15 protein-coding genes are annotated in these 13471 nt (G+C 74.2%); 8 read left to right on the top strand and 7 right to left on the bottom strand.

The genetic code is table 11. From position 1 onward, the window contains the following. Nucleotides 1-104: 104 nt before the first annotated feature. A complete protein-coding gene (locus tag ACZ7MY_RS31550; RefSeq protein WP_499606699.1) occupies nt 105-1088 on the bottom strand; it encodes a helix-turn-helix domain-containing protein in 984 nt (327 codons plus the stop codon). Between the two features lie 58 nt (nt 1089-1146). Here ACZ7MY_RS31550 and ACZ7MY_RS31545 point away from each other — a divergent pair, with 58 nt between their 5' ends. Further along, nucleotides 1147-2412 carry an MFS transporter gene (locus tag ACZ7MY_RS31545; RefSeq protein WP_499606698.1) on the top strand — a complete coding sequence of 422 codons (1266 nt, stop codon included), beginning with the start codon at nt 1147-1149 and terminating at the stop codon, nt 2410-2412. 53 nt (nt 2413-2465) lie between these two features. On the opposite strand, the gene ACZ7MY_RS31540 is transcribed toward ACZ7MY_RS31545, so the two are convergent. Further along, nucleotides 2466-3536 carry a zinc-dependent alcohol dehydrogenase family protein gene (locus ACZ7MY_RS31540; RefSeq protein ID WP_499606697.1) on the bottom strand — a complete coding sequence of 357 codons (1071 nt, stop codon included), beginning with the start codon at nt 3534-3536 and terminating at the stop codon, nt 2466-2468. Nucleotides 3537-3694: 158 nt separating this feature from the next. Next, nucleotides 3695-4138, bottom strand: coding sequence for a nuclear transport factor 2-like protein (locus ACZ7MY_RS31535; RefSeq protein WP_499606696.1), 444 nt, complete (start codon nt 4136-4138; stop codon nt 3695-3697). A 132-nt stretch (nt 4139-4270) separates the two neighbouring features. Between ACZ7MY_RS31535 and ACZ7MY_RS31530 the strand changes: the two genes are divergently transcribed. Further along, nucleotides 4271-5161 carry a LysR family transcriptional regulator gene (locus tag ACZ7MY_RS31530; RefSeq protein WP_499606695.1) on the top strand — a complete coding sequence of 297 codons (891 nt, stop codon included), beginning with the start codon at nt 4271-4273 and terminating at the stop codon, nt 5159-5161. Between the two features lie 170 nt (nt 5162-5331). Next, nucleotides 5332-5562, top strand: coding sequence for a DUF397 domain-containing protein (locus ACZ7MY_RS31525; protein WP_499606694.1), 231 nt, complete (start codon nt 5332-5334; stop codon nt 5560-5562). A 54-nt stretch (nt 5563-5616) separates the two neighbouring features. Here ACZ7MY_RS31525 and ACZ7MY_RS31520 read toward each other — a convergent pair whose 3' ends face one another. Together ACZ7MY_RS31520 and ACZ7MY_RS31515 are read right to left on the bottom strand one after the other, a co-directional pair. Further along, a complete protein-coding gene (locus tag ACZ7MY_RS31520; protein ID WP_499606693.1) occupies nt 5617-5739 on the bottom strand; it encodes a hypothetical protein in 123 nt (40 codons plus the stop codon). A gap of 102 nt (nt 5740-5841) precedes the next feature. Next, nucleotides 5842-7467 (bottom strand): FAD-binding oxidoreductase, encoded by a 1626-nt coding sequence (locus ACZ7MY_RS31515; protein ID WP_499606692.1) that lies wholly within the window; start codon nt 7465-7467, stop codon nt 5842-5844. A gap of 114 nt (nt 7468-7581) precedes the next feature. Here ACZ7MY_RS31515 and ACZ7MY_RS31510 point away from each other — a divergent pair, with 114 nt between their 5' ends. Then, complete coding sequence (locus ACZ7MY_RS31510) at nt 7582-8196, top strand: TetR/AcrR family transcriptional regulator (protein WP_499606691.1); 615 nt, start codon at nt 7582-7584, stop codon at nt 8194-8196. Here ACZ7MY_RS31510 and ACZ7MY_RS31505 read toward each other — a convergent pair. Further along, on the bottom strand, nt 8186-8689 hold the full coding sequence (locus ACZ7MY_RS31505; protein ID WP_499606690.1) for a hypothetical protein: 504 nt from the start codon (nt 8687-8689) through the stop codon (nt 8186-8188). The genes ACZ7MY_RS31510 and ACZ7MY_RS31505 overlap by 11 nt on opposite strands. 131 nt (nt 8690-8820) lie before the next feature. Here ACZ7MY_RS31505 and ACZ7MY_RS31500 point away from each other — a divergent pair, with 131 nt between their 5' ends. Then, the gene (locus ACZ7MY_RS31500; RefSeq protein ID WP_499606689.1) at nt 8821-9294 is read left to right on the top strand and encodes a hypothetical protein; all 474 of its coding nucleotides are present in this window, start codon (nt 8821-8823) and stop codon (nt 9292-9294) included. Nucleotides 9295-9328: 34 nt separating this feature from the next. Here ACZ7MY_RS31500 and ACZ7MY_RS31495 read toward each other — a convergent pair whose 3' ends face one another. Beyond that, nucleotides 9329-10069: a TSUP family transporter gene (locus ACZ7MY_RS31495; RefSeq protein WP_499606688.1), complete on the bottom strand. Its 741-nt coding sequence runs from the start codon at nt 10067-10069 to the stop codon at nt 9329-9331. A 255-nt stretch (nt 10070-10324) separates the two neighbouring features. On the opposite strand from ACZ7MY_RS31495, the gene ACZ7MY_RS31490 reads away from it, so the two are divergent. From ACZ7MY_RS31490 to ACZ7MY_RS31480, 3 genes are all read left to right on the top strand, one after another. After that, entirely contained in the window at nt 10325-11962 is a 1638-nt protein-coding gene (locus ACZ7MY_RS31490; protein WP_499606687.1) for a phosphodiester glycosidase family protein, read from the top strand. 129 nt (nt 11963-12091) lie between these two features. Next, nucleotides 12092-13207 carry a PP2C family protein-serine/threonine phosphatase gene (locus ACZ7MY_RS31485; RefSeq protein ID WP_499606686.1) on the top strand — a complete coding sequence of 372 codons (1116 nt, stop codon included), beginning with the start codon at nt 12092-12094 and terminating at the stop codon, nt 13205-13207. 42 nt (nt 13208-13249) lie between these two features. After that, nucleotides 13250-13471 (top strand): hypothetical protein, encoded by a 222-nt coding sequence (locus ACZ7MY_RS31480; RefSeq protein ID WP_499606685.1) that lies wholly within the window; start codon nt 13250-13252, stop codon nt 13469-13471.

Below are 13471 nucleotides of genomic sequence, written 5' to 3'. Positions count from 1 at the left end.
CTCAACGGCGCGCCTACGACGCCGACTTGACGTACGGCCGTTCGAAGGACGATGATCTCCGCACACTCCCCAGGTCTCCCCCCGTGGCCTGGGGAGTGCCGCGTTCAGCCGTCCGTTCCCGCGGCGAGCAGGTCGCCGGAGGCGGTCCGCCGGTAGACGACACGGCGGTCGACACGCGTGCCGGTGACCAGTCCGGCGTCGCGCAGCACCGCCAGGTGACCGCCGACGGTGCCGAGCGACACCCCGAGGTGGGCGGCGAGTTCGCTGGGGGTCGCGGGACGCTCCAGTTCGAGGAGGATCGCCGCCCGGCCGGTCCCGATCAGCCGCCCCAGGGCCCGCCGGGGTTCGGGGCGCCGCTGCGTCCCGGCGGTGCCGCGCGCGGGGTAGACGAGCGCGTACGACGCCGGCGGCGCCTCGCACAGCCAGGTGCCCCGGGAGATGGCGGCGACCGGCACGAACAACATCCCCTCGTCGCCGACGACCCGGTCCGGGGAGCCCCGGTGGCTGAAGCGGATCGCGTCCGCGCCGACCCAGGCACTGTGCCGGCTCATGTGCTCCAGGGCGCGGGGCCAGCCGTACGCGGCGAGCAGCCCCGCCCGGTGGGTGACGTCCCGCTCCAGCAGCGCCCGGCGGCGCGGCCAGTCGGGTGCGACGTGCGCGGTCCACGTGCGGCGGAACACCTCGGCGGTCCTGGCGGCCCAGTCGCGTCCGGTCAGCCAGCGGAGGTCGTGCTCCTTCCAGCTCTGCGCCACCGACTCCTCCAGCTCGGCGCGCACCCGCGCGTCGGGCACCCGCGCCACGGCGGCCAGTTCGCCGTCGATCGCGGTCCGCATGCCGGCGCCCGGCGGCAGGACGACGTGCGCCGGCATCCACGTGGTGGAGGTCAGCAGCCGCACCAGGCCCTTCGCGAAGGGGTCGGCGTCGAGCGCGGCCAGGAACGCCGCGCGGTGGCGGTCGTGCCAGGAGGCCAGCCACGGATCGCAGTGGCCGGCGGCCAGGACGTGCAGCGACGCGAGGGTCTCGGCCAGCGGCGACAGGGCGAACCGGGACCGCGACAGGGCCAGCGGGCTCAGCCGCAACAAGGTCATCTTTCGCCTCCCGCCGAAACGATAGTGCCCCGCGCGGCGCCTCCAGCAGACTCCGCGCGTGCTCCCGCCCCTTCCGCCGCACCACGGCTTCCGCTGGTTCCTGACCGCCCAGACCGTGTCCCTGCTGGGCACCGCGATGGCCCCGGTGGCGCTGGCGTTCGCGGTCCTCGACGCCGCGGACGGCCTCGGCGACCTCGGTGTCGTCCTCACCGCGTACATGGTGCCGCTGCTGCTGTTCCTGCTCGTCGGGGGCGCGACGGCCGACCGTCTGCCGCGCCGGACGGTGCTGGTCGCGGCGCACCTCGGTTCGGCCGTCACCCAGGGCGCCGTCGCCGCTCTCCTGCTGACCGGGCGGTACGCCCTGTGGCCGGTGGCCGCGCTGGGGTTCCTCAACGGTGTGCTCGCCGCGTTCACCACGCCGGCGCTGCGCGGCATCGTGCCCGAACTCGTCCCCGGGGACCGGATCCGGCAGGCGAACGCACTGCTGGGTACGGTGCGCAACGCCACGAAGATCCTCGGCCCCAGCCTGTCGGGGGTCCTGGCGGCGTCCGTCGGCGGCGGACCGGCCATCGCCTTCGACGCGCTGACCTATCTGATCGCCGCCGGCTGCCTCACCCGCCTGCCCTCCCTCACCGCCGCCGCGGCGACGTCACGACGCCGCCCGGGGCTGCTCGCGGACATCCGCGAGGGCTGGGCCGCGTACCGCCGGATCCGCTGGGTGTGGACGGTGTCGCTGTGCTTCTGCGTGGTCAACCTGGTGCAGGTCGGCAGCTGGCAGATCCTGGGCCCGGTGCTGACCCGGCAGCTCGCCGGTGAGGCCGCGTGGGGCCTCGTGCTCAGCGCGCGCGGTGCGGGACTGCTGGTGATGAGCGCGCTGATGTACCGGTTGACGGTCCGTCATCTACTGCGGCTGAGCGTGCTGGCGGGGGTGCTCGGCGCACTGCCGCTGCTCGCGCTCGGCACGCACCTGGGCGCCCCCTGGCTGGTCGCCGCCGCCTTCACCGCCGGACTGGGCTCGTCGGTCGCGGGCATCGGCTGGGACACCTCCCTCCAGGAGCACGTACCGCCCGGCTCCCTCTCGCGCGTCTCGTCCTTCGACGACCTGCTCTCCTACGTCGCCATTCCCCTCGGCCAGCTCGGCGTCGGCCCGCTCGCCGACCGCTTCGGGGGGTACCCGGTGGCCGCGGTCGCCGGAGTCGTGTACGCCGCGGCGGCCCTGGCCCCGATCGCCTCCGCGGCCGTACGCCGGCTGCCCCACGGCCGCCCCGCGGCCGTGCTCGCCGACGGGTCGCCGGCGGCGCCACCCGAGCCGATCGGCCGTTGACCGCGCCCCTCGGCACGCCGGGCGGCAGCCCCCGCCCGGCTGACGGGGCGGTCCTACCGGTCGCCCTGGTCCCGGCCGTCCTCGAAGACGAAGAGCGGTTTGGCGCCACGAGCGGCTGCCTCAGCGAGCGCGATCGCCTCGGTGAAGCGCTCCAGCGGGAACGGCCGGCCCTGGGGAATGCTCAGCACCCCGTCGGCGACGAGACCGCGGACCTGGGAGAGCGCGCGGAGCGCCTCCTCGGCCGTGGCGGTACCGAACCAGCGGTTCAGCCAGAAGCCGCGGACCGCCCTGGTCCCGTAGATGACCGAGCGGGCCTGGAGCGGGATCGTCAGCGCGGCGGGGTCGGTCTGCCGGTGGGTGGAGAGCGCGCCGTAGACCACGACCTCTCCTCCCGGCGCCAGCGCCTGCGAAACCTGGGCGCCCACCTCGCCCGCGACGCAGTCGACGGCCTTGTGCACACCGTCCGGACCCGCGATCTCGGCGACCCGGCGCACCAGGTCCTCGTCCTCGGTGCAGATGACCTCGTCACCCCCGAGCGCCCTGATCTCCTCGACGGCGTCGCGTCGCCGTACGACATTGACCGTGCGGATGCCCAGGTGCCTGGCGAGCTGGATGACCAGCCGGCCCACGGTGGAACCCGCGGCCGTCTGCAACAGCCATTCACCCGGCTGCACGTCGAGCTCACGCGTCACGAGGAGCAGCGCGGTCAGCGGGTTGACGGCGAGCTGGCAGGCGCTGGAGTCGCTCAGCTCGTCGGGGACCGGCAGCAGCCTTCGTACGTCGGCAACGAGGTACTCCTGCCACGTGCCGGACGCCGGGGGCCCGGGCACCGCCGGGACCGCGGCGACCACCACGCGCTCGCCGACCGCCGGTCCCGCGGTGTCCGGGCCGCGGGCCTCGACACGGCCCACGCATTCCATGTGGCCGCCGACCGCCGGGAACTCCGGGGCGAAGCCGTAGCGCCCGCGCAGCACGTGCAGATCACTGGCGTGGACAGGAGTGGCCTTCACACGCACCAGCGCCTGACCGGCCTTCGGCGTGGGAACGGGCCGGGACTCCAGCCGCAGGACATCGGTGGGCTCCCCGACCTCGCCGGCCACGAGCGCACGCATGGATCGAGACATGGGTGACCTTTCGTCTCTCGACGCCCGACGGCCTCGGCGGACGTTGTAGGTGTGCGGTTTCCGATCATCGGGCAGGGACGCGGGGAAACCGGGAATTCACTCCCTCGCTCCTCGCGAATCGGGAATGCGCGCGCCACTGCGGAAATGAGTGGGGTCGTTCAGTCGCGGTCCGTACCCGACGGGTCGGCGCAGTACTTCGCGTATTCCGTCCCGGCGAAGTGCTCGCCCAGTTTCCGGGAGAAGTAGCGGAGCATCGGGAGCGGACGGTGGTTCATGACGAGGTGCTGCGTCTTCCCGTCCTCGTTCTTGTACACGACGGCGATGTTGGCGATCGGCCTGCCGTCCACCGTCGCCGCGTAGTCCTCGACGAAGCCGTTGTCCCCGTACGGGCCGATGTGGACGAAGTCCTGGAATTCGTAGAGGGTGCGTGCGTACGACAATATCGCGCGGACGCCCTCGGCCCCGTGGACGGTCCCGTTGAGGACCCCGGCCTCCAGCGTCACGTCGTCGGCGAGATCGTCCAGCCACGGCGGGTAGTAGTCCTTGCGCTGCCGCGCCGGGTCACCGCTTCCCAGATAGGTCGGTGGCGTCCGGTAGGCCATTTCCTGCCTCCTTTCATCGGTTGAACTTCCAACAGAGTCGCAGGACGCTCCAAGCACCGTCCAACGAAAGTCACAGACCGCCGCCATCTCGTCGAGAGATACCTCGGGGACTCACCGGGGAATACTCGGAAGGTGGAACTGCGCCAGCTCGAGTACTTCGTCGCGGTCGCCGAGGAAGCGAACTTCACCCGTGCCGCCGCGCGGATGCACGTCGTCCAGTCCGCGGTCTCCACCACGATCAAGAACCTCGAACGGGAACTCGGTACACCACTGCTGGAACGCACCCCCAGACGCGTGCTGCTCACCGACGCCGGGGCAGCGCTCCTCCCGCGCGCCCACGCCGCCCTCGACGCCGTCCGGGAGGGCGCGGACGCGGTGGCGGAGGTCCACGGCGGACTGCGCGGCACCCTGCGGCTCGGCGCGGTGGCCACGGTGGGGCTCATCGACCTGCCCGTGTTCCTGGGCGAGTACCACCGGCGTCACCCCGGCGTGTTCCTGCGCACCAGCGCCGCCCCCTCGGGCTCCCGGGGCCTGGTCGAAGCCCTCCTCGAACGGCGGCTCGACCTCGCGTTCGTCTCGGGCCCCGGTCCGCACCCGGCAGGCGTCACGCTGACCGACCTCGCCACCTCGGTGCTCGACCTCGTCGTGCCGGCCGGCCATCCGCTCGCGAAGCGTCGCACGGTCTCGATCACCGACCTGGCCGGCCTGGACTTCGTGGACTTCCCCGTGGGCTACAGCAACCGGACCGTCGCCGACCGGGCCTTCGACGCCGCCGGCGTCCCCCACCGCGTCGCCATCGAGATCACCGACCTCTCCTCCGGCGTGGCCTACGTCGAGAACGGCCTCGGCGTGGCGCTGCTGCCACGGGTCGCCCTCGGCACGGCACGGTCCGTCGCCACGCCGGCCGTCGCCGATGCGGACCTGGAATGGCGGTTCTCCCTGGCCGTTCCCTCCGAGCGCCCGCCAGGTGCCGCGGCGCGTGCCATGGTCGCGATGGCGCGCGAGTTCCTACGGCGAAACTGACGTCACCTCACACGGCGCGGTGATGCAGCCGGTTCGGCGCACGATCGACGCCGCGTCGCCACGTGGTGCGGCCGGGATCGCGCCGGCCGGGCTGGAGGCGACATGCGCGTCGGGGCCATCGGAGTGATGCTGAGGAGAGACCGTCCATCCGACACCCACAGGAGTTTCCCATGATGGACGCAGCCAAGGCCGAGCTGTACGCGAAGGACCTCTCCGGCGCGGACTGGGTCACGAGCAGCCACAGCAACAGGTGGGACAAGACGTGTGTGGAGGTCGCCGACCTCGGCGGCGGAGCGGTCGCGGTCCGCGACTCGAACCGGAGGGACCTGCCACCGCTGCGATTCACCGCGCGGGAGTGGGCGGCGTTCCGACTGGGCGTGCGCGACGGCGAATTCGGCTAGCGCACCGGCCGCGGAACCCGCCGGGGGGCCGGCTGGGCTCCCGCCCGGCTCGGCTCACGCCCTCCTCGGCTTGCGGGGCTCGGCCCACGTGCCGTCGGGCCGGTTCCGCGCCCGGGCGAGCAGTTCCGCGTCGAACTCGGTCCTGCTGACGACGTCCCGTGGTTCGGGTTCGCGCACGGCCGCGGTCGACGACCACGGGACGGCCGAGGCCCGGCCGACGAGGGGCAGGGTCTCGTCGTGGCGGAGCCCACGCGGTGAACCGGGCGACGGCGGCGCGGTTCAGCCGGCCGGCAGCAGGACGCCGGGGTTGAGGATGCCGGCCGGGTCGAGGGCGGACTTGGCGGCGGCGAGGGCGGCGGCGAAGGGGTCCGGGCGCTGCGTGTCGTACCAGGGGCGGTGGTCGCGGCCGACCGCGTGGTGGTGGGTGATCGTGCCGCCGTGGTCGGCGACGGCCTGGGAGACCGCGGCCTTGACGTCGTCCCACTGGGCGACCGTGCTGCCCCAGCGGCCCGCGGCGTAGACCCCGAAGTAGGGTGCGGGCCCGTCGGGGTGGACGTGGCTGAACCGGCAGGTGACGACGCCCGTCCCGCAGACGGTGCGGATCGCCTCGTTCGCGGCGGCGGTGACCGCCGCGTGGAGCTCCTCGAAGCGGTCCCAGGTGCAGGCGGTCTCGAAGGTCTCGACGACCAGGGCCTGCTGGGCCAGGGCGTCCCGCTGGTAGGGCATGCGCAGGAAGGACGAACGCCAGGAGCGGTCCGCCCCCGCTCCCCCGCCCGCGTCGGTGGCGCCGTCCGCACCCGTGTCGGTGTGGCGGGGCGGCTCGGGCAGCCGGCCGCCGTGGTCACGGCACAGTTCCAGGGCCCGGTCCATCCAGGGTTCCAGCGGGTGGTCGGCGGACTCGAAGGCGAGGATCAGGACGCTGCCGCCCGTGGTGACGCCCGCGTTGACGAGGGCCTCGGCGGGGTCCAGCAGACGGCAGTTCGACGGGTGCAGCCCGGACTGCGCGAGGGCGCGGGTGGCGGCGACCGCGTCCGTGAAGCCGGCGAAGTGGACGGAGGCGTTGGCCCGCCACCGGGGGCGTCGCTGCAGCCGCATCCAGGCCTCGGTGATGACCCCGAGGGTCCCCTCCGAGCCGAGGAACATCCGGTCGGGCGACGGTCCCGCGCCCGAGGCGGGCACGCGCCTGGACGTGCTGGTGCCGGAGGGCGTCACGACGCGCAGGGCCTGTGTCAGGTCGTCGATGTGGGTGCGGAGGGTGGCGTAGTGGCCGCCCGCCCGGGTGGCCAGCCAGCCGCCGAGCGTGGAGTACTCGAAGGACTGAGGGAAGTGACGAAGCGTCAGGCCGGTGGGCCGCAGTTGCCGCTCCAGGTGCGGGCCGAGCACTCCGGCCTGGATGCGGGCGGAGCGGCTCACCGGATCGACCTCCAGGACGCGGTCCAGGTGTCCCGTGTCGAGCGTGACCGCGGGACGGCCGTCGGCGAGGCGCGGTTCCACTCCGCCGACGACCGAACTGCCGCCCCCGAAGGGGATGACGGCGATCCCTTCGCGGGTGCACCAGTCCAGGAGGTCGACGACGTCCCGCTCGGTGCGGGGGCGGGCGACCAGGTCGGGGGCGTGGCGCAGGTCGCCGTGGAGGTTGCGGACGACGTCCCGGAAGGCCTTGCCGTGGGTGTGCGCGGCGCGGTCGTGCGGGGTGGCGGAGCACAGGTGGGCCAGGGACCGCGGCGGCGCGACCTGCACGGGCGGCAGGTCGAGGGACGCGACGTCCGGCGGGAGGTGGACGGTCAGGTCGGCGTCCGGGAGCAGTCCGGCCACCCGGTCGGTCAGCGCGGCGCGTTCGGCGCCCCGCACCGCGTGCTCGACGGCGCCCCATCCCCACCACGACCGTGTGCCCGCGCGTCGCATGCGTGTCCCGCCCTTCGCTCACCGATGTGACCGACGGGTAAATTACCACTGGGTCACATCCGGCGGGAGGGGTCAACTGACCTTCAGGTCAGTTCGCTGCCTACAATCACGGACGTGGCGAGCGCGAGAACCCGTACCGCCGGGACGAAGGGCATGCCCCGCGCCGAACGTGAGGAGCAACTGCTCACCGCGGCCGTCGAGGAGTTCGGGCGCCGCGGCTACGCGGGCGCGTCGATGGCAGCGATCGCCGAGCGGGTCGGGGTCACCAAGCCGCTGCTGTACCAGTACTTCGGGTCCAAGGACGCGCTGTACGCCGCCGCCCTGGACCGGGTCGCCGGCGCACTGACCCACGCCCTCACCGACGCCCTCACCCAGGGAGTCACCTCGCTGGGGACCCCGCTGGCCGTGCTGCGCGCCGTCTTCACCACGCTCGAGGGGCGGCGCCACGCCTGGTTCGTACTGTACGACCGGACGTTGCCCGCCGAGGGTCCGCTGCGCGAGGAGGCCGAGCGCCACCGCGCCGTCATCGACGGGCTGGCGGCCGCGGGCAGCGCGGAGTTCCTGGCCGCCCGCGGGATCGGCGACCCGCTGGACGCCGACGCGCTCAAGCACCTGTGGACCGGCACCGTCAGCACCCTGGTCACCTGGTGGATCCACCACCCCGGCGAGTCCGCGCAGGAGATGGCGGAGCGCTGCGGGCGGCTGATCAGCGCGATCGTCACGGAGTGAGGTGGGGCGGCTCCCCGTCCGGTCGGTCCGGGCGGGAGACGGCGGAAGGCCTGCCACGTCCGGGCCACACCCGGCCCAGGTCCGCCCGGGTCAAAACGCCGACGACGCGGCGACCTGTGCTGATCTCCACCACGACGGACGCGCTCAGGAAGGGCAACTGCTCGTCGGCGACGATCAACGCGTCGCGCAGCTGGGCGGCGTGGTCGAGGCGGATCACGGCGTGCTCCCTGTCCAGGGTCCGGACCCGGTAAGTGGTCTCCCCGCGCGGCTCATCGAGCATGCGGACGTCGAACCGTGAGACCGCGAGGACGAGGCGTCGCCGGTCGAGTACCTCGATCCTGCCGGCGATGCCCTTGCGGATCCAGGAGCTCGCGACACCGGCGGCCTGGGCAAGACCGATCGCCTCCGTCACGGCCGGCGGGTCCGGCGGGTCCGGGGGGCCCTCGCGTGTGACATCACTCCGGAACCGGTACACCGGCTGGTCGGAACCCATGTGCCCTCCTCGTGTGGCGTCCAGTCTGCCCGCTGTCCGGGAGAGGGGTCACCGAGAGCACCGGCCGTGCGTGTGCCCGCCGCGGTGATGATCCCTGGCCGGGGGCGCCTTCGGCGGGAGACCACGGCCCGGTGACGTCGACCGGAGAAGCCGCCGGAAAGCTGCAGGACCAAGCCGCTCTGTGGAGTCTCGGCAGGGCTTCCGCGTACCGCGTGGTGATCGAGGCGTGCGACGCCCTGGTGGCCGGACTGGACGGTCCGGCGCTCCGCCGGCTGGCCGCCCTCACGCGCGCGGAGGCCGACTACGGGGTGCCGGAGGTGCTTCCGGCCGCGCTGTCCGAACTGGGTCTCAGGTTCCACCCGCTGGGAAGTCAGGGCGCGGAGGAGTACGCCGCACGTGCTCTCGCCGCCGCGATGACGGCCGGCGAGATGACTCCCCGCGAACTCGCGTACCGGATGCACCGGCGCTTCGGACACGGGCTGCCGCTGGCGGAGGACCTGGCCCGGCTCGACGACCAGTACCACGTCCTGGAGTTCACCGGCAGGACGGCCGCCGAGATCGACGCCGCCGTGGTGGCCGAGGCCCACCGGATACTGGGCGCCTGATCTCCCGGCGGACGCCCCGGCCGGCCCCGGGGGCTCAGAGGGTGACGAGCCGTATCGCCGCGAGCAGGGTCAGGGCGACCGTGACGCGCTCGAAGACCTTCGGGCTGATGCGGCTGATCGTCGCGCGGCCGGCGACGGCCCCCGCGAGGACCGCCGGGGCGGCCGTCGCGCCGAAGGCCAGGGTGCCGGGCGTGATCAGCCCCAGGGCGACGCTGAAGGGCACCTTGAAGGCGTTGAGCAGCAGGAAGAACCAGGCGCTGGTGCCGAGGAAGCCCAGCATCGGCAGCCCCACGGCGAGGAAGTACAGGGACATGATCGGGCCCGCCGCGTTGGCCGTCATCGTGGCGAACCCCGCAAGGATCCCGGCGCCCGCGGCGACGGCCGGGTGCTGGGCGACCGGGTCGTCCGGGCCCCGGCGGCGGCTCCACCAGTGGACGGCGAGCATCGACAGCAGCAGCGCGCCGATGAGTTCGCGCATCCGCGTGTCGTCGACCCGGTCGACGACCACCACACCGAGCAGCACCCCGGCCACCACCCACGGGAAGAGCCGCACCAGCCGGCCCCAGTCGGCGTGCCGGCGGTAGGCGGCCACCGCCACCGCGTCGCCGACGAGGAGCAGGGGCAGCAGCACGCCGGTGGACAGCTTGGCCGGCAGCACGAGCGCGAAGAGCGCCACCCCCACCGTCCCCGCCCCGGAGACCCCGGTCTTGGAGTAGCCGACGAGGAAGAGGGCGAGCAGCGCCACGGCCCACTGCGCCGGGTCGAGCGCGGGCATCAGGGCCGCCGGGGGACGGAGGGTGCGAAGGTCACGGCACGTTCTTACCTGGCGCGCGCCGTGCCGCCGCGGGCGGGGTGGGCCCGGCGGCGCGGCCGCGGGCAACCGTGCCGCGATCGCGTCCGGTTGTCATCGAGGGTTCCCCGGGGGGCCGTCGCCTGGTGGGCCGCGCGTCCCCGTGCGGGTCTGGGATGGCGGATCAAGGACCGGGCGGGGCGACGTACCGCCCGGTGGAACCGAACGTCAGGAGAGCGTATGTCCGTCACAGCCGCCGAACCGCGTGAGAAGGCGCGCCGGGTGGGGCAGGCCGCGCGGAGGGGGGCGGTGTTCGCCGCCGCCCTGGCGCTGGTCGCCGTCGTCCCGCCGGCCGTCGCGGGCGCGCAGTCGCCCGCCGCCTCCGGTACGCACGGGATCACGTGGACGACGCAGCAGGTGGCGCCCGGCCTGGAGGTCCGCAGCGGGGTGCTGCGGGACCCGTCGGCCGCGGGTGTGTGGACGGTGACCGTGCAGGCCCCCGCCGTCAACCGCCTGACGGGCGCCGCCACGTGGGCCCCGCTGGGTGACCGGGCCTGGGCCGACGCCACCGCGGCGCGGCTGCGGGGGGCCGGGTTCGAGCCGCGGCTGGAGGCGGTCGAGTGGGACACCTACGCCGACACTCCGCGCGGCGTGATGGGCTGGCAGGTCCGGGTCGGCCGGTACGCCACGCAGGCCGAGGCCGGTACCGCGAACACGGCGGTCGCGGCCGCCGGTTTCCGTACGACCGCGGAGTGGACGGGTTACGACGGGCGGCAGGCCGCCGACGGCGAGCGCGTCCACGTCGCCGTGGTGGACCCGGCGCGGCTGAACGGGTCGGTCGCGGTCAGCGACGGCGGCAACGTCGCCGACCGGGAGAAGACCTCCGCGGTGGCCGGCCGGCTGGGGTCGCTGCTCGGCGTGAACGGCGGCTTCTTCATCACCTCGGACGCCGACGGCGTCCAGGGCACCGTCGCGGGTCTTTCCGCGGTGGACGGCAAGCTGGAGTCGATGGCGGTCGGTTCGCGCGCGGCGCTGGTCCTCGGTGACGGCGGCAGGCGGCCGCGGATCGCGGACCTGTCCACCACGGTCACCGTGCGGGCGGGATCCGCCCGCCACGCGGTGCAGGGCATCAACCGCCTGCCGGGCAAGGTCCGCAACTGCGGCCGGACCGGTGGTGTGCCGACCGAGCAGCCGCGCCACGACACGACCTGCACCCTGGCGGACGACCTGGTGGAGTTCACGCCGGCGTTCCGGGCGGCGCTGCCCACGGGCGCCGGTGCGCAGGTCGTGCTCGACGCGCACGGGAAGGTGCTCTCGGCCGGCGCCCGCGGCGGCTCCGTCCCCGAGGACGGCACGGTGCTGCAGGGCACGGGCACGGCGGCCGCCTGGCTGACCGAGCACGCCAGGACCGGCAAGCGGCTGGCCCTGAGCGAGGTCGTCCGGGACGCCGAGGGGCGCCGGGTCCGGCTCGGCCGCGGTGACAGCATCGTGAGCGCGGCGCCCACCCTGGTCGAGGACGGCCGTGTCCACATCGACGCCGCCGGAGAGGGCACCCTGGACCCGCTGGACCTGTCCTTCGGCTTCGCGTGGTCCAACGTGCGCCAGCCGCGGACGATGGCCGGCATCGACCGGCGGGGCCGGCTCCTGCTGGTGACGGTGGACGGGCGCCAGCCCGGGGTGAGCGAGGGCTTCACCCTCGGCGAGGCGGCCCGGTTCATGCGGTCGCTGGGCGCGGTCCAGGCGCTCAACCTCGACGGCGGCGGCTCGTCGGCGATGGTGGTCGAGGGCGTCCTGGCCAACGTCCCCTCCGACGCGACCGGTGAGCGTGCCGTCGGCGACACGATCCAGGTCCTGCCGGGGCGCCGCGGCGGGCACTGACCCGGCCCGGCGGCGTCCTGCCCCCTGACGACCTCCGACCGCCCCGGGGCCCGGCCCCGGGGCGGTCGGCTGGTCCGTCCGGCCCGACGGGCAGCGTTCCTCACCTTTTACGCCGGTATGATGCGCTTCGTGATCATGTCCGGATGGCTGCGGCGCCGACGTGCCCGCCCGGACGGCCGCCGGCTCACCTGGCGGCCGGCCCCGGTGATCCTGACCGTGCTCATCGCCGCCCTGGCGTTCGCCACCCCGCGCGAGATCGCGATCAGCCGCCTGCTGCCCGTCGCGCCCGCCCTGGCCGCCGCGATGTGGCCGGTGCTGGCGACGGTGCTGCTGGGCGCGTTCTGCCTGCTGGTCATGGTGGGCCTGAGCTTCGTCTACACCGACCTGGGCACCCCGTACACCGGGGCCGCCATCGTCGCGGTGACCCTGGCGGCGGCGTACGCCAGCCACGTACGGATCCAGCGCGAGGAGGCGCTCTTCCACGCCCGGCTGGTCGCCGACGCAGCGCAGACGGTGCTGCTGCGGCCGCTGCCGCGGCACATCCAGGGCATGGAGATCGAGTCGCTGTACCTGGCCGCACAGGAGCAGGCGCGCATCGGCGGCGACTTCTACGAGGTGGCCGACACGCCCTACGGGGTGCGGCTGCTCATCGGCGACGTACGCGGCAAGGGGCTGTCCGCCGTGGGCGCGGCCTCGGCGCTGATCAGCTGCTTCCGGGAGGCCGCGCACGACGAGCCGGACCTGCGGGGCATCATCCACCGTCTGGAGACCAGCATCGGGCGGCACAGCTCCGGCTACCCCGGCCAGGACCTGCCGGAGCGCTTCGCCACCGCCGTCATCGCCGAGATCCCGCACGGAGGCGGCCGCCTGCGGCTGCTGAACTGCGGGCATCCCGCGCCGATCGTCGTGCACGCCGGCCGCATCCGGGTACTGGAGCCCAGCGCCGCCTCCCCGCCGCTGAACCTCGCCGACCTCGTCGGCGACGCCTACGCCGTGGACACCCACGCCTTCGCCGCCGGCGACCAGTTGCTGCTCTACACCGACGGCGTCACCGAGACCCGCGACCGGGCCGGGGCGTTCTTCCCGCTGCCGGACTGGCTGCGGCGCCAGGCCCCGGTGGCGCCCCGCGAACTGCTGGACCGGCTGCACCGGGAGCTGCTGCACTACAGCGGCGGGCGGCTGGACGACGACATCGCCGCCCTGGCCGTGCGCTCGCCGCGCGTCGTGACCCGCGACGCCCCGTAAATCGCTGTCGCGCGGGCCCGGAACGGTCCTACGCTCGCCGCCATGCCCCGACCTCTCGGATTCTCCTACCGCCGGCGCGGCGACGGCACCGTGGTCGTCACGCATGGCGCGCACACCGCCGCCGTCCTGCGCGGGGAACGCGCGGATCGCTTCCTGGAGGAGGTGGAGCGCGGCGACGCCCAGCTGGTCATGGCCCGCTGGACCGGCAACTACAAGCACGGCAACGAACGCACCGCCCGCGCCCACCCCCGCAACCAGGGCTGA

It is taken from the genome of Streptomyces sp. NPDC111520 (assembly GCF_055635295.1).
The sequence above is the reverse complement of the archived record's forward strand: the minus strand, read 5'-3'. Positions and strand labels throughout refer to the sequence as shown.

Bases quoted from the DNA above. Each gene is read 5' to 3' on its own strand.
- ACZ7MY_RS31515 (WP_499606692.1), bottom strand. From the start codon at position 7,467: ATGCGACGCGCGGGCACACGGTCGTGGTGGGGATGGGGCGCCGTCGAG.
- ACZ7MY_RS31550 (WP_499606699.1), bottom strand. From the start codon at position 1,088: ATGACCTTGTTGCGGCTGAGCCCGCTGGCCCTGTCGCGGTCCCGGTTC.
- ACZ7MY_RS31480 (WP_499606685.1), top strand. From the start codon at position 13,250: ATGCCCCGACCTCTCGGATTCTCCTACCGCCGGCGCGGCGACGGCACC.
- ACZ7MY_RS31525 (WP_499606694.1), top strand. From the start codon at position 5,332: ATGATGGACGCAGCCAAGGCCGAGCTGTACGCGAAGGACCTCTCCGGC.
- ACZ7MY_RS31490 (WP_499606687.1), top strand. From the start codon at position 10,325: ATGTCCGTCACAGCCGCCGAACCGCGTGAGAAGGCGCGCCGGGTGGGG.
- ACZ7MY_RS31495 (WP_499606688.1), bottom strand. From the start codon at position 10,069: ATGCCCGCGCTCGACCCGGCGCAGTGGGCCGTGGCGCTGCTCGCCCTC.
- ACZ7MY_RS31540 (WP_499606697.1), bottom strand. From the start codon at position 3,536: ATGTCTCGATCCATGCGTGCGCTCGTGGCCGGCGAGGTCGGGGAGCCC.
- ACZ7MY_RS31505 (WP_499606690.1), bottom strand. From the start codon at position 8,689: ATGGGTTCCGACCAGCCGGTGTACCGGTTCCGGAGTGATGTCACACGC.
- ACZ7MY_RS31535 (WP_499606696.1), bottom strand. From the start codon at position 4,138: ATGGCCTACCGGACGCCACCGACCTATCTGGGAAGCGGTGACCCGGCG.